Genomic DNA, 25684 nt, shown 5'->3' with positions numbered 1-25684 from the left:
CCCCGTACTACGACGGGGCCAGGCTGCTTATTTCGCTGTTATTTATCCAGCGCGTAGGCAATCACGTAGTCACCACGATCCGGCGACTGGCGTGCACCGCCGGCAGAGATCAGAATGTACTGTTTGCCGGTTTTCGGTGATACATAGCTGATAGGTCCGCCCTGGCTACCCACCGGGAGACGCGCTTTCCACACTTCTTCCCCCGTAGAGGAATCAAAGGCGCGCAGGTAGTAATCCTGGGTTCCCGCAATGAAGACCAGACCGCCCTGCGTGGCCAGCGTACCGCCCAGCGTCGGCATACCGACAGGCATCTGCATACGCATTTTTACCCCAAACGGACCGGTATCCTGAACGGTACCGACCGGCACCTGCCAGACGATTTTCTGTGTTTTCAGGTCAATCGCAGAGAGAGAGCCAAACGGTGGTTTCTGGCACGGAATACCCAGCGGTGACATGAAACGGTTTTTGTTGACCGAATACGGCGTTCCTTTCATCGGAACAGCGCCCATACCGGCGTTCACGGCTTCACCGCCCGTGTTTGCCACTGCGCTTTGCGGATCTTGTTTAATCAGCTGGACCCACAGACCCAGACGCATGTCGTTGACGAAGATGTACTGGTTGTTCGGATCCGTGGACAGACTACCCCAGTTCATTCCCCCCAGCGAGCCCGGGAAGCTCAGGGAAATATCGGTCCCCGGCATCGTGTACAGACCGTCATAACGCATTGATTTGAAGCTGATACGACAGGCCAGCTGGTCAAACGGCGTCGCCCCCCACATATCCGATTCTTTCAGGGTTTCCGCGCCAATCTGCGGCATCCCCACAGAGCGCGGCTGCGTTGCCGGGTACTGTTCACGTGGAATATCCGCTGGTTTTACCGGAACCTCTTTCACTTCAGTGAGCGGTTTACCCGTCAGGCGATCAAGAACATAAATTTGCCCCGCTTTGGTGCCCACCACCACCGCGGGCTTGTTGCCCTCTTTTGTCGGGAAATCAACCAGGCTCGGCTGCATCGGGATATCGAAATCCCAGAGGTCGTTATGCACGGTCTGGTATACCCACTTCTCTTTCCCGGTAGTCGCATCCAGCGCGAGGATTGAGGTGGCGTATTTATGATCTTCCGGAATACGGTCAGCGCCCCACAGGTCGACGGAGGAACTCCCCATCGGGATAAACACGGTATTCATCGACGCATCCCAGGACATAGGGGCCCAGGAGTTTGCAGAGCTACGTTTGTAGTGTTCGCCCGGCTTCAGAACATAGTTCGGATCCGGATTACGCGGGTCGAACGCCCAGCGCAGCTGGCCGGTGATCACGTCATAACCACGTATAACGCCTCCCGGCATATCGGTGCTGACGTTATCCGCAACGCGGCCACCAACGACAACCGTCGTACCCGCCAGCGTCGGGGCCGACGTCAGCACATAGGTGGGATCTGACGCGTCGCCCATCCCTTCATGCAGGTTAACGCTGCCGTTAGTACCGAAGTCCGGACAGAATTTGCCGTTATCGGCGTCTAACGCGATCAGCTTACCGTCAATAGTATTCATCAGGATACGGCGCTGGCATGCAGCGCCCGGTGCGACCTGCGCTGGCAGAACCGGCGTGGAGCCCGCTACCGTTGGCTGTGCCAGCGGTTTGGTGGCATCAAAGTATGCCAGGCCACGGCAGCGCATCCAGATTGCAGATTTGGCGTTGATTTCCGCTTTCCAGATCTCTTTCCCACTATCGGCATCCACGGCGATCACGTTGTTATGCGGCGTACAGAGGAAGACACGATCGCCAACCTGTAGCGGCGTTTGCTGATCTTCTGCGCCATTGCCGTCCGGACTTTCCGGTACGTCACCGGTATGGTAGGTCCAGACCGGTTTCAGGTTTTTCACGTTGTCACGGGTTATCTGGTCCAGCGCCACAAAGCGACTACCGCCGGCCGTATTACCGTAGTGATCCCAGTTCTGCTGTTTCGCATCATCTTTTACCGGTACCAGCGGACGTTTTTCACCGCTAAACGGCACGGTCGGATGGGGTTGAAACATCTGAACAAAGGTGACGCCCATGGCAATAATAAGGACCGCGCAGACCCCCAGGGCCCCTTTTGCGCAGGACGGTTTTCCTTCACGTTTACGCAATGCAGGCCAGGTGGCAGCTGCCAGCACCATCAGCCCGGCGGGTACCATTAAACGGGAAACCAGCGGCCAGAAGTCGAGCCCGGCATCGAAAAATGCCCAAATCAGGGTGCCAAGAAACACCAGGGCAAACAGCCCCACGGCAGAGGACTTGCGGCGGAAGAACTGAATCGCAGAGAGCAGAGTGATAACCCCGGCGATGAGAAAATACCAACTCCCCCCCAGGGAAACCAGTTTAAAACCGCCGATAGCAAAAAAGAGCCCCGTTACAAGAAGTATCACACCCACCAGCAGGCACCACGGGCCTAACCAGCCGGATGAGCGGGGATTATTGTCTGACATAAAAATGAATCTCCTGATTACTTTATAACAGCAGGGTTTTATTGACTGCCACGATGCTAAAACCCTGCGTAACATCAATTGTTCGTGTGCGAATCATAAATTAAAATTATAATGTAGACAAAATGTATTCTGTCGGAAGAAAAGAAAACTCACTAAAGTGCAGGAACATAACAAAATAAAAAAAATGGGATATCACTCTGTAATTCGCCAATACCAGAATATTTGACCAGCAAGTTCCGGCTTATGCGATGAATATCAGGTTTGCCGACAAGACAGCTCAGGTGACGTAAGATTTTTGCATGATGAGAATTAACTTATTGCCTATTAATTAAGCTTCACAAACACGATCAGCTCGCGGATTTCACGATATACGTCACTACACCAAAGATATCGAGCGTATCGTCGCTGCCGACAATAATCGGTGAATAGGCGCTGTTCATGGGGTTGAGTTGAATATTGGGACGCAGCTGGAGGCGCTTCACGGTAAATTCGCCCTCTACCGCCGCAATCACGATATCGCCATGCTCAGGCTTGCGGGAACTGTCCACCACCAGCAAATCACCGTTATTGATCCCCCCTTCTATCATCGAGTCACCGGCGGCTTTGACAAAGTAAGTGGAGCTGGGATGGGCGACTAATAACTCGTTTAAATCGATACGCCGCTCTACATAATCCGCTGCCGGGCTGGGGAAGCCGCACTGTACTAAGTCGCTGAAAAGTGGAATAGCAACGATTTCACGCAACTCTGCGGGTCTGAAAAAGATCATGATAAACACCTCCATACTGTTTTTATATACAGTAGTTTTAACTGAGGTATCGATCAAGCCATGTCAGCGTAAGCGGCTGGCTACGCCTTAACCGCTTCGCTTATAACCCCCTATAGCAATGAAGATTATTTGTTTTGTAAATTTTTACGCACAGACAAGCGTAACGCGTCATAAAACTTCACTACGCAATGACTTTCACATGACTATAAAAACAAAACAAAGTAACCACAAATCACTCCACATACACTATACGTTGACTTTATATTTAGACTAGCGCATATTTTACAGCACAAATTAACAAGACAATTTTTGGAGGACGTTTTCTATGCCCGCCCGTGATTATCCCGATAAGCGTGTTGCTCGCGGTGTCGCAAAGGAGGCCGAACTCAGGATGTTAAGTGCGCGCATCGATCCTGCGCTGATGGAGTACATCCGCATTACTGCGTATGAAACACGGAAAAGTAAGCAGGAAATCGTGGCAGAAGCGTTAGCGCTTCACCGCCAAAGAAGTCAGATTGGATCATAAACAGCAAAAGCCCGAAAAATCCTCCGGGCTTTTGCTGGTATCGGGATTACCCCACCAGAGAATTTAACGTCTCCAGCGCCTCAGGCGGCAATACCAGATCGGCTGCCGCCAGGTTTTCACGCAGATGCGCCACCGATGAGGTTCCCGGGATCAAGAGGATATTTGGCGAGCGTTGCAGCAGCCATGCCAGCGCCACCTGCATCGGCGTCGCGCCCAGTGAATCCGCCACCGCCTGTAGTCCGGAAGATTGCAGTGGCGTGAAACCACCCAGCGGGAAGAACGGCACCCAGGCAATCCCCTGCTGCGCCAGCGAATCAACCAGCGCATCGTCACCGCGATTCACAACGTTGTACATGTTCTGTACGCACACCACGGAAACCATCTTCTGCGCTTCAGCAACCTGCGAAGCGGTGACGTTGCTCAGCCCAATATGACGAACCAGCCCCTGCTGTTGCAGCTCCGCAAGGGTGCTCAGCGGCGCGGCAATCGAGCCTTCCGCCGGTCCGTGGGCGCTAAACATGATCCGCAGGTTAACCACGTCCAGCACATCCCGCTTCAGGTTACGCAGGTTATCATGCACCGCCTGCGTCAGCTCCTGCGCGGAAAACGCCGGCAGCCAGGAGGCATCCTCGCCGCGTCGGGCTCCGATCTTGGTCACAATCGTAAGGTCGTCCCGGTACGGATGAAGCGCCTCGCAGATAAGCTGGTTGGTCACATGAGGTCCGTAAAAATCGCTGGTATCAATGTGATTCACACCCAACGCCACCGCTTCACGCAGCACTGCCAGCGCCGCATTTTTATCTTTTGGCGGACCAAAAACGCCAGGCCCGGCAAGCTGCATCGCGCCATAGCCAAATCGTTTAACCGTACGCGTTCCGAGCGTGAACGTTCCGCTTTTATCTATGCTGCTCATGCTGACCTTCCTCATAAAAAATGATCCGGATTTACAACAGGTTCCGCAACGAAACCATTAGTTAAGCAATAGTAAAATTAAAGTTTAAATTCGCTACGACGATAGTATTGATGTAACCCTGCCTCTTCTCTTACGGATGACCGCCATGCTGAAAAATCTGCACGTGATTACCGGTATTATCTTTGCCCTCACCATATTCTGTCTGCTGCAAGTTGTCACGGGAGGGTTGTTCTACTCTGCCGTTAACAACGATCGTCACAACTTTCAGAACTCCGGGTTACTCAATGCCCAACAGGAAAGCCTGAGCGACAGCGTTAACACGCTGGTGAAAACGCGCGTTACCGTTACCCGCGTGGCGATCCGCTACCTGAAAAACCAGCGCGATCCGGCCTCTCTCGCGGCGATCAACACGCTGCTGGGCACCGCCAACGGTTCGCTGGCCAAAGCCGAAGACTATTACAAAAACTGGCTGGTTATTCCGCAGGTGAAGGGCCAGAATGCCGCGCTCACCGAAGAGATGCAGAAAGCCTGGAAGCAAATGCACGAGGTGATGCGCTTGTCCATTGAGTATCTGCGCGCAGATAACTATCAGGCCTATGGCGACCTGGACGCCCAGCAGGCGCAGGATGAGATGGAGGCGGTCTATACCCGCTGGCGCGCTGAAAACAACGTTCTGCTGAAAGCCGCCGCCGAAGAGAACCAGAGCAGCTTTACCCAGATGCAGTGGACGCTGGCGGCGATCTTCCTGACCGTGATCGCCGTGCTGGTGGTGATCTGGCAGGGTTTACAGCACCTGCTCCTGAAACCGCTCAACGCCATCATGAACCATATTCGCACCATCGCGAGCGGCGATCTGACGCAAAATGTCGCGATTACCGGGCGCAACGAGATGGGCCAGCTGGCTGCTGGTCTGCACGAGATGCAGCAGTCGCTGGTGAGCACCGTCAGCGCCGTGCGCGGCAGCACAGATTCTATCTACACGGGCGCAGGAGAAATTGCCGCCGGAAGTAACGACCTTTCCGCCCGAACCGAGCAGCAGGCAGCCTCGCTGGAAGAGACCGCCGCCAGCATGGAAGAGCTGACTGCCACGGTGAAACAGAACTCGGATAACGCCCGCCAGGCGACGCTGCTGGCGAAGAATGCGTCTGAAACCGCCGCACGCGGCGGTCAGGTGGTGGATAACGTGGTGCGTACCATGAATGACATTGCCGACAGTTCTCAGCAAATTGCGCATATCACCGGCGTTATCGATAGCATTGCCTTCCAGACCAATATTCTCGCGCTCAACGCGGCGGTTGAAGCCGCCCGTGCCGGAGAACAAGGTCGCGGCTTTGCGGTCGTGGCAGGTGAAGTACGGACGCTGGCCAGCCGCAGCGCGCAGGCGGCAAAAGAGATCAAAGGGCTTATCGAGAACTCTGTCAGCCGGGTGAATACCGGCTCGGAACAGGTGAGCGAGGCGGGTGCGACCATGAAAGAGATCGTCGCGGCCGTGACGCGCGTAACCGATATTATGGCTGAGATTTCCTCGGCGTCTGACGAGCAGAGCCGCGGTATAGAGCAGGTCAGCCTGGCGGTCTCGCAGATGGACAGCGTCACGCAGCAAAACGCCGCGCTGGTACAGGAGTCGGCAACGGCGGCGGCGGCGCTGGAAGATCAGTCTGAACAGCTGCGTCAGGCCGTGGCGGCATTCCGGCTGAACGCTCAGGCATCGCCGGCGGCTCGCCCTAAAAACGTGAAAACGCCCGTACTGCTGCGCCCGTCAGCGGCAGGCGCGAATACAGCTGACGCGAACTGGGAAACCTTCTGAGTGACAGGCGGGCATCTCGCCCGCCTTCCTGATTAGCGGCTGCGCTTGGCGTGGCGTTCCCAGTTATCTCGCTTCGCATCCTCTGATTTACGCAACGACACATAGCATGCTCCGCTGCCGCCGTGATGCGGCTGCGCTTCGCAAAAGGCCTGTACTTCGTCAAACTCGGTCAACCAGCGCGCAAGATAGCTGCGCACTACGTTAGGGTGCGACTGCTGTTCACGCCCTTTACCATGCACGATGATCAGGTTGCGTAGCCCGTCACGTCCGGCCTGGCGAATAAAGGAATAGACCAGCTGGCGGCATTGCTCCGCAGGCTGGCGTAACAGCGTTAAGCTGGCCTGACGGGAATATTTGCCGGAACGCAGCTTATCAAATACCCCCTGCTGTACCCCTTCACGCTGGAACATCAGCGGCTCGTCAAGGGGCAACAGTTCCAGAAACCCCAGCGTCAGAAAGTTATCGAGCTGCTCAGTATCTATTTCCTGACGCGCCCGCGTGTTGCGGCTCTGCTGCCAGTGAATATCCGCGCAGCGTTTGAGCGGCTGGACATCCTCCATGGCGTCAAGAAAAAGTGATTTGTCGTCAGGGTTCATGGAAATCCTCCGGCTACATCTGAGTGATGTACTATACCTGCGCCCGTTGCGGGTCTCAATAACCCGGGCACGGGTACAAATAATGGCTTAAGGAACAGATAATCGCAGACGCAATGAATTTAATCTAACATTAACTTAAATTTCAGCCGTAATTAATTAAATAAATTACGTTAAAAAATCGTGAAATCAATCACTCAACGTCCTTCTCTTTTAAGAAAAAGCTGTTATAACTTAATAAACCTGCCCAATGGATAATGCATGTAGGATCCGCGAAAGGATGCACGACTGTGTGTTCTGTGGAGTCTGTCTGATGTCGGGCAGACTCTATTTTTTATTGTTGTTATTTTTATTAAATTAATTTCCTGGCCTCTCTTCGAAACTGCGTGATTAATGATTCGGCAAGCGGTGTCTGGCGAGAATCACGACGCTGAATTAAATAATATGCCGCTTTAGGCAGGGTTTCGACAACCGGCAGCATTATCAGACGGTGCGCCAGAAGCGGATCGCAGCCCAACTCCTGCGGTAAAATGCTGATGAAATCGCTTTGTGCGACGAGGCTAATGCAGGAGGAAAAGGTCTCACAGACAACGCCAATTCGCGGTATTTGAGAGCGATGGTTAAAAGTATCCTGCAACTGCTTATAATAACTTCCCCGGGGCGTAGGCATCGTCCAGTTATATTGCAGAAGCTCATTAATTGAGGTCGCCCCTGTCGCCGGATGTCCTGCCCGACAAAATACGGCAAAAGGCTTTTCGAACAGCTTTTCAAACGTAAATTCGTGATCGTACGGCCCCTGATAATAGGTATTGATGGTAAAGTCCAGCTCACCCTGACGTAATTCATTAATCATCGACACCAGCTGGCCTTCCATAATCCGGACGTTGACCTGAGGATGCTGCGCATGAAAACGCGTAATGACGGCTGGCATCAGGCTGCGTGAAATGCTGGCTCCCATCCCAATATTGATCTGTCCGGCAAGCTCGCCCTGTCGCTGGCGGATGTCATCCTGCGCTGCACGCAGCTCTTCCAGAATCAAATTAGCGCGGTGATAAAACCCTTCCCCGCACTCGGTCAGCGCGACGCCTTTACTCCGGCGCACAAATAGCTGGGCCGCCATACCCTCCTCCAGCTCTTTAATGGATTTGGTCAGCGCGGGCTGCGAAAGATTAAGCGTCCGGCTGGCGCCGCGAATGCTGCCCTGACGCGCCACCTCGACAAACGCCCTGATTTGATGAAATTTAATCTGAAATGACATAACGCAACCGATAACCGTTGTTTATCAGAGTAAAGAAACTGTCATCTACTTTAATGGAAACGGATGTGCGAGGGTAATTCCTGAACGGTTAAAACTGTGAAAAAACGATTAGTGATAAGTAAAAACTATCACAGCGTGAAGCAGTTCACATATTTTAATGATGACAGGAAAAGATATGAACGCACTGGCGCAGTACATCCAGACATTAGCCCCACAAATGAGCGCATGGCGTCGCGATTTCCACCATTTCGCGGAATCCGGTTGGGTGGAGTTTCGCACTGCGGCAAAAGTGGCGGAGATCCTCGCCTCACTGGGTTACGAGCTGGCGATGGGTCGCGACGTGGTCGACGCTGAAAGCCGTATGGGACTGCCCGATGACGCCACCCTTTCGCGAGAGTTTGCCCGCGCCCGGGCGCAGGGCGCGCCGGAGAAATGGCTGGCGCCGTTTGAGGGCGGGTTCACCGGCATTGTCGCGACCCTGAATACCGGCCGCCCGGGCCCAACCCTGGCGTTTCGCGTGGACATGGACGCCCTTGATTTAAGCGAAGCGCTCGACGACAGCCATCGCCCGTTCCGCGACGGGTTTGCCTCCTGCAATCCGGGAATGATGCACGCCTGTGGCCACGACGGGCATACCACCATTGGTCTGGGGCTCGCGCAGGTGCTTAAGCAGCATGAAGCGCAGCTCAACGGCACCATCAAACTGATCTTCCAGCCTGCCGAAGAGGGTACGCGCGGCGCGCGCGCTATGGTCGCCGCAGGCGCGCTGGACGGCGTAGACTACTTTACCGCCATTCATATCGGAACCGGCGTTCCGGAAGGGACGGTGATCTGCGGCAGCGATAACTTCATGGCGACCACCAAATTTGACGTGCGCTATACCGGAGTCGCCGCACACGCTGGCGGTAAACCGGAAGAGGGCCGTAACGCCCTGCTTGCTGCTGCCCAGGCCGCTATCGCGCTGCATGGCATCGCGCCACACAGCGAAGGCGCGTCCCGGGTTAACGTCGGGGTCATGCAGGCGGGCAGCGGACGCAACGTGGTTCCGGCTGATGCGTTACTTAAGGTTGAAACCCGCGGCGAAAGCGAGGCCATTAATCAGTATGTCTTTGAGCGCGCGCAGGCGGTAATTACCGGCGCGGCGGCGCTCTATGGCGTAACAGCCGGGATAAACCTGATGGGGGCGGCGACCTCCAGCGCCCCTTCCCCGGCCTGGGTCGATTATCTGCGCGAGCAGGCAAGCCAGGTGCCCGGTGTGAATCATGCCATTAATAAGGTCAAAGCGCCTGCGGGCTCCGAAGACGCCACGCTAATGATGGCCCGCGTGCAGCAGAACGGCGGCATGGCCTCGTATATGGTTTTCGGCACCCAGCTGAGCGCCGGACATCACAACGAAAAATTCGATTTTGATGAGCAGGTGATGAACGTTGCCATCGAAACGCTGGCGCGAACTGCGCTTAATTTCCCGTGGACGCGAGGTGTGTAATGCAGGAGAACTACGCTTTTATCGCTGATGCCATCGACACGCGATGTCAGACGTTTACCGATATTGCCGACGACATCTGGGATCATCCCGAAACGCGCTTTGAAGAGTTCTGGTCCGCCGAACGCCTCGCCAGCGCGCTGGAAGCCGAGGGCTTTACCCTGACGCGGGAAGCCGGAGGCATTCCCAACGCCTTTATTGCCAGCTACGGCAGCGGCAAGCCCGTTATCGCCCTTCTGGGCGAATACGATGCCCTGGCCGGGCTAAGCCAGCAGGCACACTGCGCGACGGCGCAATCCGCCACCCCGGGGGCGAACGGCCACGGCTGCGGGCATAACCTCTTAGGCACGGCTGCCTTTGCCGGGGCGGTGGCGGTGAAAAGCTGGCTGGAACAGCACGGCGGCAGCGGAACGGTGCGTTTTTACGGCTGTCCCGGCGAGGAAGGCGGCTCCGGTAAAACCTTTATGGTGCGTGAAGGATTATTTGACGACGTGGACGCTGCCGTGACATGGCACCCGGAAGCCTTTGCCGGGATGTTTAACGTCAGCACGCTGGCCAATATTCAGGCCGCCTGGCGGTTTAAGGGGATCGCCGCCCATGCCGCTAACTCCCCACATCTGGGACGCAGCGCGCTGGATGCCGTGACGTTGATGACCACCGGCACAAACTTCCTCAACGAACACATCATTGAAAAAGCGCGCGTTCATTACGCCATCACCGATACCGGCGGAATTTCGCCTAACGTGGTGCAGGCCCAGGCCGAGGTGCTGTACCTGATCCGCGCCCCGGAGATGGCCGATGCGCAGCAGATCTACGCGCGCATCGAGAAAATCGCCCAGGGCGCGGCGATGATGACCGAAACCATCGTCGAGTGCCGCTTTGATAAAGCCTGCTCCAGCTATCTGCCGAACCGAACGCTCGAAGCGGCGATGTACCGCGCATTGCAGCATTACGGCACGCCGGCCTGGACGGAAGAGGAACGCGAATTTGCCCGTAAAATCCGCGCTACGCTCACGGCAAACGACCTGCAAAACAGCCTGAAAAACATTGCCGCAACGGGGGCCGAAGAGGGAAAAGCGTTTGCCCGACGCCATCAGGAGACGCTGCTGGTGGATGAAGTTGCCCCATATGCCATCACCGATAACGTGCTGGCAGGCTCCACCGATGTGGGGGATGTCAGCTGGAAGATGCCTGTCGCACAGTGCTTTAGCCCCTGTTTTACCGTGGGCACCCCGCTGCATACCTGGCAATTAGTGGCGCAGGGGCGTACCTCTATTGCCCATAAAGGCATGTTGCTGGCCGGAAAAGTGATGGGCGCGACCGCGCTGCATCTGCTTCAGGATGCCGACCTGTTGCGAAAATGCCGGGAAGAGTTCGAACAACACATAACAGAAAAACCGTACGAGTGTCCGATCCCGCAGGGCGTGACACCGTCACCTTTAAAATAAAAAAACACAACACAACAACAGTCCCGAGGAACGCCCATGAGTATGTCTTCCATACCTTCGCATTCCCCATCCGGTAAGCTCTATGGCTGGGTTGAAAGGATCGGCAATAAAGTGCCGCACCCTTTCCTGCTTTTTATCTATTTAATTGTCATCCTGATGGTCGCGACGGCCGTGCTGTCCGCCTTTGAGGTGAGCGTGCGCAGCCCGGCCGACGGCAGCATGGTGGCAGTGAAAAACCTGCTCAGCGTTGAAGGGTTGCACTGGTTTTTGCCGAACGTGATTAAAAACTTCAGCGGTTTTGCGCCGCTGGGCGCCATCCTGGCGCTGGTGTTAGGCGCGGGACTGGCCGAGCGCGTGGGTCTCCTGCCCGCGCTGATGGTCAAAATGGCCTCGCACGTCAGCGCGCGTTATGCCAGCTATATGGTGCTGTTTATTGCCTTCTTCAGCCATATCTCGTCCGACGCGGCACTGGTGATCATGCCGCCGATGGGGGCGCTGATTTTCCTCGCCGTTGGTCGTCATCCTGTTGCGGGCCTGCTGTCGGCGATTGCGGGCGTCGGCTGTGGGTTTACCGCTAACCTGCTTATCGTGACCACCGATGTGCTGCTCTCCGGCATCAGCACAGAGGCAGCCAGCACCATCGATGTGACCATGCACGTCAGCGTGATCGACAACTGGTACTTTATGGCCAGTTCAGTGATTGTCCTGACGATTGTCGGGGGTCTGATTACCGATAAAATCATTGAGCCGCGCCTGGGTAAATGGGAAGGCCGGAGCGATGAAAAGCTGGAGACGCTGAGCAAAGAGCAGCAGTTCGGCCTGCGCGTAGCCGGGATCGTCTCGCTGGCGTTCATTGCGGTGGTGGCGCTGATGGTGGTACCGGAGAATGGCGTGCTGCGCGATCCGATCAAACACACCGTACTGCCCTCGCCGTTTATTCAGGGCATTGTGCCGCTGATAATTCTCTTCTTCTTCGTCGTTTCGCTCGCGTACGGCATCGCCACCGGCAAAATCCGCCGTCAGGGAGATCTGCCGCACCTGATGATCGAGCCGATGAAGGAGATGGCGGGTTTTATCGTGATGGTGTTCCCGCTGGCGCAGTTTGTCGCCATGTTTAACTGGAGCAACATGGGCAAGTTTATGGCCGTGAGCCTGACGGACGCGCTGGAGGCGGCGGGGTTGAGCGGTGTTCCGGCGTTTGTCGGCCTGGCGCTGCTGTCGTCCCTGCTGTGCATGTTTATTGCCAGCGGGTCGGCTATCTGGTCGATTCTGGCGCCCATCTTTGTCCCCATGTTTATGATGCTCGGCTTCCATCCGGCGTTCGCCCAGATCCTGTTCCGTGTCGCCGATTCCTCGGTGATCCCGCTGGCGCCCGTGTCACCCTTCGTTCCGCTGTTTTTAGGCTTCCTGCAACGCTACAGACCGGAGGCTAAGCTGGGTACCTACTATTCGCTGGTTCTGCCCTATCCGCTTATCTTCTTAGGGGTATGGCTGGTGATGCTGGTGGCGTGGTATCTTGTCGGCCTGCCGATTGGACCGGGTGTTTACCCGAGGCTGAACTAAGGAGTACTGATGCTGAGATTACTCGAAGATAAGATTGCGACGCCGCTGGGGCCGCTGTGGGTTATCGCGGATGAAGCGTTCAATCTGCGCGCGGTTGAATGGGAAGAGCACAGCGACCGGATGGTTGAGCTGCTCAACATCCATTATCGCGCCGAGGGATACGAGCGTGTTACTGCCCGTAATCCTGGCGGGCTGAGCGATAAACTGACGGCCTACTTCGAGGGCGATCTCAGCATTATTAATACCCTGCCAACCGCCACGGCGGGCACCCCTTTCCAGCGCGAGGTGTGGCAGGCGCTGCGTAATATTCCCTGCGGGCAGGTGATGCACTACGGTCAGCTGGCAGAACAGCTTGGTCGTGCCGGCGCGGCGCGCGCGGTCGGTGCGGCAAATGGCTCTAACCCCGTCAGCATTGTGGTGCCTTGCCATCGCGTGATTGGGCGCAACGGCACCCTCACCGGCTATGCCGGAGGCGTACAGCGCAAAGAGTGGCTGCTGCGTCACGAAGGGTATTTTCTGCTGTAATTCCCAGGCTTTTTGTGCTTAATTTTCTTCCTGTTAGGTTCATAATCCTTAATCATTCTGTGGAATTTCAAGGAGATGGCAACACGCTGCCGTCTCTTGTCTTTATTGGGGGTTTGCCAGACTTACGTCCTTACCAAAAAGATGTTAAAATTGACCAATATCAATTAAGGCTTGAGCAAACCTATGATCCCGGAAAAGCGAATTATACGACGCATTCAGTCTGGCGGTTGTGCTATCCATTGCCAGGATTGCAGCATCAGCCAGCTCTGTATCCCGTTTACTCTGAATGAGCACGAACTCGATCAGCTTGACAATATCATCGAGCGCAAAAAGCCTATTCAGAAAGGGCAGACGCTGTTTAAGGCGGGAGACGAACTGAAGTCGCTCTATGCTATCCGTTCTGGCACCATCAAAAGCTACACCATTACCGAACAGGGCGACGAGCAGATCACCGGCTTCCATCTGGCAGGCGATTTAGTCGGCTTTGACGCCATCGGCAGTGGCCATCACCCGAGCTTTGCTCAGGCGCTGGAAACCTCTATGGTCTGCGAAATTCCGTTTGAGACGCTGGACGATCTGTCCGGTAAGATGCCGAACCTGCGTCAGCAGATGATGCGTCTGATGAGCGGTGAGATCAAAGGCGATCAGGATATGATCCTGCTGCTTTCTAAGAAGAATGCCGAAGAGCGTCTGGCCGCCTTTATCTATAACCTCTCCCGCCGTTTCGCGGAACGTGGCTTCTCCCCGCGTGAATTCCGTCTGACCATGACGCGCGGTGATATTGGTAACTATCTGGGCCTGACCGTGGAAACCATCAGCCGTCTGCTGGGTCGCTTCCAGAAGAGCGGAATGCTGGCGGTTAAAGGTAAGTATATCACCATCGAAAACGGTGAAGCTCTGGCCATTCTGGCGGGTCACTCACGTAACGTGGCATAACTCTCCCGGATATCTTATGCCAGGTCGATAAATTTTCATGATTATTGATCTGGCAAAAACTTCCCCCCTGTTTCATTCAAGATATATAGGTTACTCTTTTACTTACAGACTGTGGTGACAGTAGTAAGGAGACCTGTATGGCAAAGTATCAAAACATGCTGGTGGCTATCGATCCTAATCAGGACGATCAGCCGGCATTACGACGTGCTGTGTATTTACATCAACGGATTGGTGGCAAAATTAAAGCCTTTTTGCCGATTTATGACTTCTCATACGAGATGACCACCCTTCTGTCGCCTGACGAGCGCACCGCTATGCGTCAGGGAGTGATCAGCCAGCGTACCGCGTGGATCCGCGAGCAGGCGAAGTATTACCTGGAAGCGGGCGTACCGATTGATATTAAAGTAGTCTGGCACAACCGCCCCTTCGAAGCCATTATTCAGGAAGTGGTGGCCGGTGGGCATGACCTGCTGCTGAAAATGGCGCACCAGCATGACAAACTGGAATCCGTGATTTTCACTCCAACAGACTGGCACCTGCTGCGCAAATGCCCTTGTCCGGTATGGATGGTGAAAGATCAGCCGTGGCCTGAGGGCGGGAAAGCCGTCGTGGCGGTCAATCTGGCCAGCGAAGAGGATTATCACAATTCGCTGAACGAGAAACTGGTGAAGGAGACGCTTCAGCTTGCCGACCAGGTTAACCATACTGAAGTCCATCTGGTGGGCGCCTATCCGGTTACGCCAATCAATATCGCCATCGAGCTGCCTGAATTTGACCCGAGCGTGTATAACGACGCGATTCGCGGTCAGCATCTGCTGGCCATGAAAGCGCTGCGCCAGAAATTCAGTATCGATGAGAACATGACCCACGTAGAAAAAGGGTTACCGGAAGAGGTTATTCCGGATCTGGCGGAGCATTTGCAGGCCGGGATTGTGGTGCTGGGCACCATCGGCCGGACCGGTATTTCTGCCGCGTTCCTGGGAAATACCGCCGAGCAGGTGATCGACCATCTGCGCTGCGACCTTCTGGTCATCAAACCGGATCAATATCAGACGCCGGTTGAGCTGGACGATGAGGAAGACGATTGACCCCAAAATGAAAGCCCGCCGGTAACGGCGGGCTTTTTTTATTGCGCTTCGCTCAACCGTTGCGCAGATGCCTCGTCGCCGGCATTCATCCAGGGCGCGTGCAGAACCATGCTCGGTAGCGCCAGCTTGATCTCCTGCTGGTTCAGCCCCTCCAGGATACGAATATTGATCTCCTGCTGAATATCCATGTACTTGTTGTAATCCGCCGTATTAACAATATGAACCACCTCGAAGGTCAGGCGATCGCGATCGAAGCCCAGGAAATGGGCGCGGTCAAACTTCGTTTCCCCGACGTCGGTAATGATCTGTTTGACCATCTCACCCACTGAACGCAGTTTTTCCGGCGCCGTGTCGCTGGCGACCCCGAAGGTAAAAACAATCCGCCGCGTTTGCATCCGCTTGTAGTTATGCAGCGTCTGTTGCAGCAGGATGGCGTTCCCGCAGACAATCTGCTCCCCGCTCAGGCTGCGGATACGGGTGGTTTTCAGACCAATGTGCTCTACCGTCCCGGCGACATCGTTAAACACCACAAAATCGCCGATTTCGAACGGCTTATCAAAACCGATGGAGAGCGATGCAAACACGTCGCTCAGGATCGTTTGCACCGCGAGGGCGATAGCAATACCCCCTACCCCAAGGCTGGCAACCAGAGCAGTGATGTTGACGCCCGCGTTAGCAAGAATAGACAGCAGCATCACTGACCAGACAATGGCACGGAGGATAAGCCCCGTGATCACCAGCGTCACCGGGTTTTTATGGCTTCCCGGCGCCAGCATGACGTGACGAAGCCACGACACCACCCCCTGATCCATCCACAGCGCCACCTGGATAGCGAAGACCAGGAACCAGGCGTGGCTCACGGTACCAAAGAGATGATCCGGTAAGTCGACGAAACGCAGGCTGAACAACAGCGCCACGACAAAAAGCAGGACGCGGCTGGTGCGGTTAAGCATATCCGTCAGGATAAAGCGCATCCGGTTGGTGCTGGGGTGCTTGTCGCCCCAGGTGGTGATCCCTTTCTTAACGAAGGCGATCAGGCGCGTCAGCAGCCAGTACACCAGCAGAGTCACAAAGACCACCGTGGCGACGCCGATCCAGAAAGACGGCGTCATCATCAGCTCGATGATGTCGAAGCGGGACAAAAATCGCATTACACCTCCTCGTATTACACAAAGGGTAAAGTATAGACAGAGGAGAAAAGCTGGCCGCAGAAATAAGAAAACCGCCCCAGGGGGCGGTTTGTCAGGATGAAGCGAAATTACAGCGCTTTCAGGATCGCATCCACGCTGGCCTTGGCGTCGCCAAACAGCATGTGGGTGTTATCTTTAAAGAACAGCGGGTTCTGCACGCCAGCATAGCCGGTGTTCATAGAGCGTTTGAAGACAATAACGTTCTGCGCCTTCCACACTTCGAGAACAGGCATACCCGCAATCGGACTACGCGGATCGTCCTGCGCCGCCGGGTTAACGGTGTCGTTGGCGCCAATCACCAGCACGGTGTCGGTGTCGGCGAAATCATCGTTGATCTCGTCCATTTCCAGCACGATGTCGTAAGGCACCTTCGCTTCCGCCAGCAGCACGTTCATGTGGCCTGGCAGACGCCCCGCCACCGGGTGAATACCAAAGCGAACCTTGATACCGCGCGCGCGGAGTTTCTCGGTGATTTCCGCCACCGGATACTGCGCCTGCGCCACCGCCATGCCATAGCCTGGGGTGATGATGACGGAATGCGAGTTTTTCAGCATCTCTGCGGTGTCTTCCGCGCTGATTTCACGGTGTTCACCCACTTCCTCATCAGAACCGGTTGATGAACCGTCAGAACCGAAGCCACCCGCGATGACGCTGATAAACGAACGGTTCATCGCCTTACACATGATGTAAGACAGGATCGCACCGGAAGAACCGACCAGCGCACCGGTGACAATCAGCAGGTCGTTACTCAGCATAAAGCCTGCCGCCGCCGCCGCCCAACCGGAGTAGGAGTTCAGCATGGAAACGACTACCGGCATATCTGCTCCGCCGATAGACGCCACCAGATGCCAGCCGAACGCCAGCGCGATGATGGTCATCACCAGTAACGCCAGCACCTGCAAGCCTACGCTTTCGGTACGCACGAAGACCACCAGCAGCACAAAGGAAACAACCAGCGCCGCCAGATTCAGCTTGTGGCGGTTAGGCAGCATCAGCGGTTTGGAAGAGATCTTCCCGCGCAGCTTGCCGAACGCCACAATCGACCCGGTGAAGGTCACCGCACCGATGAAGATGCCGAGGAACACTTCGGTCAGATGGATGTTCACCAGAATCGGCTCCAGGCCCGGTTCGTGGTACAGGTAGCTGTTGAAGCCCACCAGCACCGCCGCCAGACCCACGAAGCTGTGCAGAATAGCAACCAGCTCCGGCATCTCGGTCATTTCAACGCGTTTCGCCAGACGAATACCAATCGCGCCGCCGATGATCATCGCCACCAGGATCCACGCCACGTTGCCGGTGTCCGGCCCAAAGATGGTGGCAATCAGCGCAATCGCCATACCGGCGATACCGAAGTTATTTCCCTGCTGAGACGTTTCGTGTTTGGAAAGCCCCGCCAGACTGAAAATAAACAGGATTGCAGCAACAATGTATGCGGCTGTAACTAATCCTCCAGACATATGCTACCCCTTAGCCTTTACGAAACATTTTCAGCATGCGCTGAGTCACGGTGAAACCACCGAAAATATTGATACTGGCGATCAGCACCGCAATGAAGCTCAGGAAGCTGATCCAGCCGCCATGACCAATTTGCAGCAATGCCCCGACCACGATAATCCCGGAGATGGCATTGGTGACCGACATCAGCGGGGTATGCAGCGCATGGGAAACGTTCCACACGACGTAGTAACCCACCACGCAGGAGAGCGCGAAGACGGTGAAGTGGCCAAGGAACTCTTTTGGCGCGACGTCCGCCAGCCAGCCAAACAGGATTATGACCAGCGCCATGATGGCGTATTTGCGCCACGGCGACGCAGGTTTTGCTGGCTCCGCGGGCTCTGGGGCCGCTTTCGGCGCAGCCTGAGGTTGAGCGGAAACCTGAATCGGCGGTGCAGGCCAGGTGATTTCCCCTTCACGCACCACGGTAACGCCACGCACCACCACATCATCAAAATCAACGGTAATGTTGCCGTCTTTCTCTTTGCAGAGCAGCTTCAGCAGGTTAACGAGGTTCGTGCCGTACAGCTGAGAGGACTGGGTTGGCAGACGCCCTGGCAGGTCGGTATAACCGATCACCTTCACGCCGTTCGCGGTCGTCGTGACCTGATTTGGCACGGTATACTCACAGTTACCGCCGTTTTGTGCCGCCAGATCGACTATAACGCTGCCCGGCTGCATGGAATCCACCATCTCACGGGTGATCAGCTTCGGCGCCGGTTTACCCGGAATAAGCGCGGTGGTGACAATGATGTCTACCTCTTTTGCTTGCGCCGCAAAGAGCGCCATTTCCGCCTTGATAAAGGCTTCAGACATGACCTTCGCGTAACCATCACCGCTGCCCGCTTCTTCCTTGAAGTCCAGCTCAAGGAATTCGGCGCCCATACTCTGCACCTGCTCCTTCACTTCCGGCCGGGTATCAAACGCGCGAACAATAGCGCCCAGGCTGTTTGCGGCCCCGATAGCGGCAAGACCTGCCACACCGGCACCAATCACCATCACCTTCGCGGGTGGAACTTTACCTGCCGCCGTAATCTGACCGGTAAAGAAGCGACCAAACTCATGCGCAGCTTCGACAATGGCGCGATAGCCGGCAATGTTCGCCATGGAGCTCAGCGCATCCAGAGACTGCGCGCGCGAAATACGCGGCACGGAGTCCATCGCCATCACGGTGACACCGCGTGCCGCCAGCTTCTCCATCAACTCCGGGTTTTGGGCTGGCCAGACAAAGCTCACCAGCGTAGTGCCCGCGTTCAGCAGTTCAATTTCACCCTCTTCCGGTGCGTTTACCTTCAGAATGATGGGTGATTGCCAGACCTCAGCACCGTCCACGACGTCCGCGCCAGCCTGAGTAAAGGCCTCGTCATCGAAACTCGCCAGTGTGCCCGCGCCGCTTTCAATCGCGACGGTAAAACCCAGTTTAAGCAGTTGCTCCACCGTTTTTGGTGTTGCCGCTACGCGGGTTTCATTGGCTAACCGTTCTTTTGGTACCCCAATACGCATAGTTTTCCCTTCCATCGGTTTTTGATGATGGTTTGTCGATAATTGCCCGCGGTTTGTATCAATTTTCACCATCGCGATAACGACGGAGAATGATTAACCCCGGAAAATAAAACAGTAACAAACTTTCTATAACCTACTGAAAATAGCGCCCGTGATCTACCGCCAGAAAACACTATTTCTTACTTTATCTGTGAAAAATAAGCGATCGGGGTTACTGACAGAGATATTTACCTTAAATTCGCCTTCAGGACCGATAAATCGCGCAAGCGAAGCGGTAAAAACATGATATAGCGCCATAATAGAACAACTCATTAACATTAAATTAACTTGTAAAAGTCATATGCTTAATCAGTTTTTCTTGTGAAACGCCTGTTTTTTCCACATATCACAAAATGTTATCGAATCAGGTCCTTTGGTGAGCACAGGCTGTGAAAAATGCCGCAGACAGCGATGGGTGTTAAATGCCATAATCGGGACCGTCTCAAATTAACAACAACACCAGTACATGGTTTGCGCAAGGCGAAGGATTATTTTTATGAAGCTTAAGAACACACTCCTGGCGTCCGCACTTCTTTCCGCGACCGCCCTGTCTGCGAATGCCGCGACAGAGTTGACGCCGGAGCAAGCGGCAGCGTTAAAACCTTTTGACCATACGGTCATTGTGGGTCGCTATAACTCTATTGGCGATGCCGTCGCCGCCGCATCAAAAGCCGCCGATAAAAACGGCGCTGCCTCGTTTTACGTTGTTGACCAGTCCGATCAAGGCAACAGCGGCAACCAGCGCGTGACGATTGCGCTGTACAAAGATAATGCCCCAAAAGCAGATGAACAGAAAAACCGCGTGATTAACGGCATTGTTGAACTGCCGAAAGATCAGGCTGTTCAGCTGGAACCGTATGACACCGTGACCGTTCAGGGCTTCTACCGCAGCCAGCCTGAAGTTAACGATGCCATCACCAAAGCCGCGAGAGAAAAAGGCGCTTACGCGTTTTATATCGTGCGTCAGGTTGATGCCAACCAGGGCGGAAACCAGCGCATCACCGCTTTCATCTATAAGCAAGATGCGAAAAAACGCGTAGTGCAAAGCCCGGATGCCATTCCAGCGGATTCAGATGCGGGACGTGCCGCGTTAGCGAAAGGCGGTGAAGAAGCGAAGAAAGTGGAAATTCCGGGCGTAGCAACGTCTGCGGCACCTAGCGCTGAAGTGGGTCGTTTCTTTGAAACCCAATCCACCAAAGGCGGTCGTTATACCGTTACATTACCAGACGGCACGAAAATTGAAGAGCTGAACAAAGCCACTGCCGCGCAGATGGTGCCGTTCGACAGCATCAAGTTTACGGGCAACTATGGCAACATGACGGAAATCTCCTATCAGGTGGCGAAGCGTGCTGCGAAGAAAGGCGCGAAGTATTACCACATCACCCGTCAGTGGCAGGAACGTGGTAACAACCTGACCATCAGCGCCGATCTGTACAAGTAACAAAACGGTTTCATAAAGGCGGCGCAGTGCCGCCTTTTTTGTTACTTTTTTTCTGATTTCTGCCACACGTCATTGCATGCATCCTTCACACTCCGTAAAATCCCGCGCCTTAGCGTGATCCACCATTTTTATGCGCCTTAGCGAAATAATTATTCTGGATTTGGACTTTTCATAACAGGAAGCCAATGGAAAATAAACTTGGCCTGAGTGCGTTAACTGCACTTGTATTGAGCTCAATGCTGGGCGCGGGCGTATTCAGTTTGCCGCAGAACATGGCGGCCGTCGCCAGCCCGGCCGCATTACTGATTGGCTGGGGCATTACCGGTGTTGGGATTTTGCTGCTGGCATTCGCCATGCTGCTGCTGACCCGTATCCGACCGGATCTGGACGGCGGAATATTCACTTACGCCCGGGAAGGTTTCGGCGAGCTGATCGGCTTCTGCTCCGCCTGGGGTTACTGGCTGTGCGCGGTGATCGCCAACGTCTCCTATCTGGTTATCGTCTTCTCGGCGCTCAGCTTCTTTACCGATACGCCCGAACTGCGCCTGTTTGGCGACGGTAATACCTGGCAGTCCATCGTCGGCGCCTCGGTACTGCTGTGGATTGTTCACTGGCTGATTTTGCGCGGCGTCCAGACCGCGGCCAGCATTAACCTCGTGGCAACGCTGGCCAAGCTTGTGCCGCTTGGCCTGTTCGTCGTGCTGGCCTTCCTCGCCTTCCGTCTCGATGTCTTTACGCTCGATTTCAGCGGCATTGCGCTGGGCGTTCCCGTCTGGGAACAGGTGAAAAATACCATGCTGATCACCCTGTGGGTGTTCATCGGCGTTGAAGGTGCCGTCGTAGTCTCTGCCCGCGCGCGTAACAAGCGCGACGTGGGACGCGCCACGCTGCTGGCCGTACTGGCGGCGCTGGGCGTTTATCTGCTGGTGACGCTGTTGTCGCTCGGCGTGGTGGCACGCCCTGAACTGGCGGAAATGCGTAACCCGTCCATGGCCGGGCTGATGGTGAAAATGTTGGGTCCCTGGGGAGACGTGATTATCGCGGCGGGTCTGATTGTCTCCGTTTGCGGCGCCTATCTGAGCTGGACCATTATGGCAGCGGAAGTGCCGTTCCTGGCCGCCACGCATAAAGCGTTCCCGCGCCTGTTTGCCCGTCAGAACAAAAACAGTGCGCCATCGGCCTCTTTGTGGCTCACCAACATCAGCGTGCAGGTCTGTCTGGTGCTGATCTGGCTCACAGGATCGGACTATAACACGCTGCTGACCATCGCCTCCGAGATGATTCTGGTACCCTATTTCTTAGTGGGCGCATATCTGTTAAAAATTGCGACCCGCCCGGCACACTATGCGGTAGGTGTCGGCGCCTGTATTTACGGTCTATGGTTGTTGTATGCTTCCGGACCGATGCATCTGCTGCTGTCCGTGGTGCTCTACGCACCGGGCCTGCTGGTGTTTATCTACGCTCGCCGTACGCATCAGCTTGATAATGCCCTTAAGCGCCGCGAAATGGCGTTGATAGGTTTGCTGTTAGTCGCTGCCGTACCGGCAACGTGGATGTTAATGGGATAGCGTCGCCTGTCCCATTGTTGAACTGAAAAGGAGATTACGATGGGACACACGCAGCAACGCCCAATATTGATCACTGGCGCAGGCCGTCGCATCGGCCTCGCCCTCGCCCATCACTTTCTCAACCTTCGCCATCCGGTTATCGTCAGTTACCGCACGGAATATCCCTCCATTGAAGGTCTACGAAATGCCGGAGCAGTCTGCATTCAGGCGGATTTCTCCACGGATGAAGGTATACTCGCCTTCGCGGACAAAGTGAAATCGACCACCCACGGGCTGCGGGCGGTTATTCACAATGCCAGTACCTGGCTTCCTGAAAAAGCAGGACATTCGCTCAGCGAAACGCTCGCCTGCATGATGCAGATCCACGTTAATGCGCCTTATCTGCTCAACCATGCCCTACAGGATCTGCTGCGCGGACACGGTCATGCCGCAGGCGACATTATCCATTTCACCGATTACGTGGTAGAGCGAGGAAGCGACAAACACATCGCCTATGCGGCCAGCAAAGCCGCCCTGGATAATATGACCCGCTCTTTCGCACGCAAGCTGGCGCCCGAGGTAAAGGTCAACGCGATTGCTCCGGCGATGATTTTATTTAACGAAGGCGATGATGCCGAGTATCGTCAGCAGGCGCTCAACAAGTCGTTAATGAAAATTGCGCCCGGTGAGAAAGAGGTGATCGACCTGATCGATTATCTGCTGACCAGCTGTTACGTCACGGGCCGAACGTTTGCCGTGGACGGTGGCCGCCCGCTGCGCTAGTGAAAGCGGCTCCAGAAGAAGATAAGCACCCAGGCGCTGAGGCTCCAACAGACCACCGCCCCGCCCAGCGCCAGGGGCAGACGCAGAAAACCGGTGAAGTACCACAGCGACAGCAGATAGATAAAATACGGGATGATCGACCACATCCCGAACACAATGGTGGCGCGCAGCGCCTCAATACCCCGCTCAGAGGCCACAATATAGTGCGCGATTAACGCAAAGGTGGGAAACAGCGGGATCAGCCCGGCAATGTAGTAGTTCTTCGTTTTAGCCAGCACCCCAATCAGCAGCACGACCAGCGCACCCAGCGTGGCTTTTATCACCAGCCCCATTCTTTTCCCTTAACAATCAAATAACATTCCCATGCAGGATAACGGAAGTCCGGCTAATTTTGAAAGATTAATGGAAGGTTAAGATTGCGCGGTGTATGTTGACGTTTTTTGCGATGACAGACGTTGTATGAATAAGATTGTTTATGTTGAAGATGAACCCGAGGTGGGGCAACTGATCGCCGCTTATCTGGGTAAACATGATATGGAAGTGGTTGTCGAGCCTCGTGGCGATCGCGCTGAAGACGTCGTGACCCGCGAAAATCCGGACCTGGTGTTGCTGGACATCATGCTGCCCGGAAAAGATGGTATGACGCTATGCCGGGATCTGCGCACGAAGTGGGACGGTCCGATCGTGCTGCTGACCTCTCTCGACAGCGATATGAATCATATTCTGTCGCTTGAGATGGGCGCGAATGACTACATCCTGAAAACCACGCCGCCGGCAGTCCTGCTTGCCCGTTTGCGCCTCCATCTGCGTCAGCGTGCCAGCGGCGCGGAGCGTGAAGCGTCTGCCCCCTCCTTAACGCCGCACAAAGCGATGCGCTTCGGCACGCTTTCTATCGACCCGGTCAACCGACAGGTTATGCTTTCCGGGGAGCTGATTGCGCTCTCAACCGCAGATTTTGACCTGCTGTGGGAGCTGGCAACCCATGCCGGTCAAATTATGGACCGGGATGCATTACTGAAAAATCTGCGCGGCGTAAGTTACGACGGAATGGATCGTAGCGTTGATGTGGCGATTTCGCGTCTGCGTAAAAAACTGCTGGATAACGCCACGGAACCTTACCGCATTAAAACCGTACGCAATAAGGGCTATCTGTTTGCACCGCACGCCTGGGAAACCTGAAAAAAGGAACAAAACAGGAATATTCGAAAAATAACTCACGATGCATCGGAATTATTATCAGTACCCGTCGAAAGTTATCGATTATATGCATCGTCAGTTATAAAATATCCCTTGTTCTCATTCCTTCCTTGTATGCTATTTCGCTGGGCATTTTTCGCCTAAACAAAAGTATTCCTAATGTATTTCAGTGCTGTAGTACAATATATATTCAGCAGTGCAGGCGCCATCATCGATCAAAAATCCGTCACTTAAAAGCACATTGGTCTAAAAATAATCTTTACAATTGCTTTAATCATTATCTTATCCTTTTGAAAACAAAGGGGATAGTGGCAACCGTATAAATAATATCGATCTTTTTCAATAGCTTACGTGTTTGCAGATATCTAATTCTCATGCTAAACCTTATACTCTCTCAATTATTTAATGAAAGAGGTATAGCAATGTCATGGAGAGTCATTAGCTCGGTAATTTGTCCTAACACGGGAATCGTTTATTCAAGCATCTTGGGACTCAAGTTCTTGAAACTCATTATTTGGTATGAAAGCGATGTCTATTTGTACCCCGGTGACAGAATATATCCGACAAAAAATGGCGTCTTCATTAATGGTGTGTTCAAGCCTATATCGATATATAACATATCACCTTATAACGAGATGTTGTGGAGTGAAATTAAAAACAAGATGGCATGCCCATACAACCGAAACCAGCAAGAAGAGATATGCACATACGCGGTGCATTGCAACGCGCGGAAATGCCCGCATGGGTTTACCACGAATCCACTGATTGTCAGCACAGCTAAATCCAGACATTAACGAAGATCGATAATGCTCAGGTTACAACGCTAATTATCTCTGTCGCACCGTTTGTGCCGGATCCCTCTCGCTGGTTAACGCCATTAAATAAAGCCACCCGCAGGTGGCCTTTGTCATTGTTATTACGGATCAATAATACGCAATCGTAAATAAACTCGTTTAACTGAAACGTAAACGGATTTTCCGGGCATTGATGGAATAAAGCGATGCCGCGCTGAAATACCTCTCGACAATTACCCTTTTCAACTCATCATGCCTGACTTGCGCCCATGGCGACCCTGCTGGTAAAAGACGTGTAGTGAAGCCCCTGTTTCGGTGAGA

22 protein-coding genes are annotated in these 25684 nt (G+C 54.5%); 13 read left to right on the top strand and 9 right to left on the bottom strand.

All coding sequences use genetic code 11. The features are described 5' to 3' along the window. Window positions 1-38 precede the first annotated feature (38 nt). Both L384_RS06060 and L384_RS06065 read right to left on the bottom strand, forming a co-directional pair. Window positions 39-2468 (bottom strand): glucose/quinate/shikimate family membrane-bound PQQ-dependent dehydrogenase, encoded by a 2430-nt coding sequence (locus L384_RS06060; protein WP_003857512.1) that lies wholly within the window; start codon window positions 2466-2468, stop codon window positions 39-41. Between the two features lie 347 nt (window positions 2469-2815). Continuing rightward, the gene (locus L384_RS06065) at window positions 2816-3235 is read right to left on the bottom strand and encodes a translesion error-prone DNA polymerase V autoproteolytic subunit (protein ID WP_003857514.1); all 420 of its coding nucleotides are present in this window, start codon (window positions 3233-3235) and stop codon (window positions 2816-2818) included. 325 nt (window positions 3236-3560) lie between these two features. Here L384_RS06065 and L384_RS06070 point away from each other — a divergent pair, with 325 nt between their 5' ends. Then, entirely contained in the window at window positions 3561-3761 is a 201-nt protein-coding gene (locus L384_RS06070; protein WP_003857516.1) for a hypothetical protein, read from the top strand. Window positions 3762-3807: 46 nt separating this feature from the next. Here the strand turns inward: L384_RS06070 and L384_RS06075 are convergent, their stop codons facing one another. Then, window positions 3808-4674, bottom strand: a complete 867-nt coding sequence (locus L384_RS06075; protein WP_003857518.1) for an aldo/keto reductase family oxidoreductase — start codon at window positions 4672-4674, stop codon at window positions 3808-3810. 145 nt (window positions 4675-4819) lie between these two features. On the opposite strand from L384_RS06075, the gene L384_RS06080 reads away from it, so the two are divergent. Beyond that, a complete protein-coding gene (locus tag L384_RS06080) occupies window positions 4820-6481 on the top strand; it encodes a methyl-accepting chemotaxis citrate transducer (RefSeq protein ID WP_023314051.1) in 1662 nt (553 codons plus the stop codon). Between the two features lie 32 nt (window positions 6482-6513). On the opposite strand, the gene smrA is transcribed toward L384_RS06080, so the two are convergent. Next, window positions 6514-7077, bottom strand: coding sequence for a DNA endonuclease SmrA (gene smrA / locus L384_RS06085; protein WP_003857522.1), 564 nt, complete (start codon window positions 7075-7077; stop codon window positions 6514-6516). 349 nt (window positions 7078-7426) lie between these two features. Beyond that, window positions 7427-8332 (bottom strand): LysR family transcriptional regulator, encoded by a 906-nt coding sequence (locus L384_RS06090; RefSeq protein ID WP_003857524.1) that lies wholly within the window; start codon window positions 8330-8332, stop codon window positions 7427-7429. A gap of 175 nt (window positions 8333-8507) precedes the next feature. On the opposite strand from L384_RS06090, the gene L384_RS06095 reads away from it, so the two are divergent. The 6 genes from L384_RS06095 to uspE all read left to right on the top strand — a co-directional run bounded on the left by L384_RS06095 (window position 8508) and on the right by uspE (window position 15375). After that, window positions 8508-9818, top strand: a complete 1311-nt coding sequence (locus tag L384_RS06095) for a M20 family metallo-hydrolase (RefSeq protein WP_023324560.1) — start codon at window positions 8508-8510, stop codon at window positions 9816-9818. Next, on the top strand, window positions 9818-11263 hold the full coding sequence (locus L384_RS06100; protein ID WP_023324559.1) for a M20 family metallopeptidase: 1446 nt from the start codon (window positions 9818-9820) through the stop codon (window positions 11261-11263). Before L384_RS06095 ends, L384_RS06100 begins: the two co-directional genes overlap by 1 nt. 36 nt (window positions 11264-11299) lie before the next feature. Next, window positions 11300-12826: a p-aminobenzoyl-glutamate transporter gene (abgT, locus tag L384_RS06105; protein ID WP_023324558.1), complete on the top strand. Its 1527-nt coding sequence runs from the start codon at window positions 11300-11302 to the stop codon at window positions 12824-12826. A 9-nt stretch (window positions 12827-12835) separates the two neighbouring features. Beyond that, window positions 12836-13351, top strand: a complete 516-nt coding sequence (ogt, locus tag L384_RS06110; protein ID WP_003857532.1) for a methylated-DNA--[protein]-cysteine S-methyltransferase — start codon at window positions 12836-12838, stop codon at window positions 13349-13351. Between the two features lie 183 nt (window positions 13352-13534). Continuing rightward, the gene (fnr, locus tag L384_RS06115; protein WP_000611906.1) at window positions 13535-14287 is read left to right on the top strand and encodes a fumarate/nitrate reduction transcriptional regulator Fnr; all 753 of its coding nucleotides are present in this window, start codon (window positions 13535-13537) and stop codon (window positions 14285-14287) included. A gap of 137 nt (window positions 14288-14424) precedes the next feature. Beyond that, window positions 14425-15375: a universal stress protein UspE gene (gene uspE, locus L384_RS06120; protein WP_003857535.1), complete on the top strand. Its 951-nt coding sequence runs from the start codon at window positions 14425-14427 to the stop codon at window positions 15373-15375. A 38-nt stretch (window positions 15376-15413) separates the two neighbouring features. Here uspE and L384_RS06125 read toward each other — a convergent pair whose 3' ends face one another. From L384_RS06125 to pntA, 3 genes are all read right to left on the bottom strand, one after another. After that, complete coding sequence (locus L384_RS06125; RefSeq protein WP_003857538.1) at window positions 15414-16526, bottom strand: mechanosensitive ion channel family protein; 1113 nt, start codon at window positions 16524-16526, stop codon at window positions 15414-15416. 107 nt (window positions 16527-16633) lie between these two features. Further along, complete coding sequence (gene pntB / locus L384_RS06130; protein WP_003857541.1) at window positions 16634-18022, bottom strand: Re/Si-specific NAD(P)(+) transhydrogenase subunit beta; 1389 nt, start codon at window positions 18020-18022, stop codon at window positions 16634-16636. A gap of 10 nt (window positions 18023-18032) precedes the next feature. Beyond that, complete coding sequence (pntA, locus tag L384_RS06135) at window positions 18033-19562, bottom strand: Re/Si-specific NAD(P)(+) transhydrogenase subunit alpha (protein WP_023324557.1); 1530 nt, start codon at window positions 19560-19562, stop codon at window positions 18033-18035. Between the two features lie 535 nt (window positions 19563-20097). On the opposite strand from pntA, the gene ydgH reads away from it, so the two are divergent. From ydgH to folM, 3 genes are all read left to right on the top strand, one after another. Further along, a complete protein-coding gene (gene ydgH / locus L384_RS06140; RefSeq protein ID WP_003857546.1) occupies window positions 20098-21042 on the top strand; it encodes a DUF1471 family protein YdgH in 945 nt (314 codons plus the stop codon). A 185-nt stretch (window positions 21043-21227) separates the two neighbouring features. Next, window positions 21228-22610 (top strand): amino acid permease, encoded by a 1383-nt coding sequence (locus tag L384_RS06145; RefSeq protein ID WP_023324556.1) that lies wholly within the window; start codon window positions 21228-21230, stop codon window positions 22608-22610. Window positions 22611-22649: 39 nt separating this feature from the next. Continuing rightward, window positions 22650-23372 carry a dihydromonapterin reductase gene (folM, locus tag L384_RS06150; RefSeq protein ID WP_003857550.1) on the top strand — a complete coding sequence of 241 codons (723 nt, stop codon included), beginning with the start codon at window positions 22650-22652 and terminating at the stop codon, window positions 23370-23372. Here the strand turns inward: folM and L384_RS06155 are convergent. Further along, a complete protein-coding gene (locus L384_RS06155) occupies window positions 23369-23704 on the bottom strand; it encodes a GlpM family protein (RefSeq protein ID WP_003857551.1) in 336 nt (111 codons plus the stop codon). The genes folM and L384_RS06155 overlap by 4 nt on opposite strands. A 127-nt stretch (window positions 23705-23831) precedes the next feature. Here L384_RS06155 and rstA point away from each other — a divergent pair, with 127 nt between their 5' ends. Together rstA and iraM are read left to right on the top strand one after the other, a co-directional pair. Continuing rightward, window positions 23832-24551, top strand: a complete 720-nt coding sequence (rstA, locus tag L384_RS06160) for a two-component system response regulator RstA (protein WP_003857553.1) — start codon at window positions 23832-23834, stop codon at window positions 24549-24551. A 392-nt stretch (window positions 24552-24943) separates the two neighbouring features. Next, on the top strand, window positions 24944-25363 hold the full coding sequence (gene iraM / locus L384_RS22080; protein WP_058659747.1) for an anti-adapter protein IraM: 420 nt from the start codon (window positions 24944-24946) through the stop codon (window positions 25361-25363). Window positions 25364-25684 lie beyond the last annotated feature (321 nt).

Origin of the sequence: Enterobacter sp. MGH 38 (assembly GCF_000492855.1) — a bacterium.
GTDB classification, from domain to species: Bacteria; Pseudomonadota; Gammaproteobacteria; order Enterobacterales; family Enterobacteriaceae; genus Enterobacter; species Enterobacter hormaechei_C.
The sequence above is the reverse complement of the archived record's forward strand: the minus strand, read 5'-3'. Positions and strand labels throughout refer to the sequence as shown.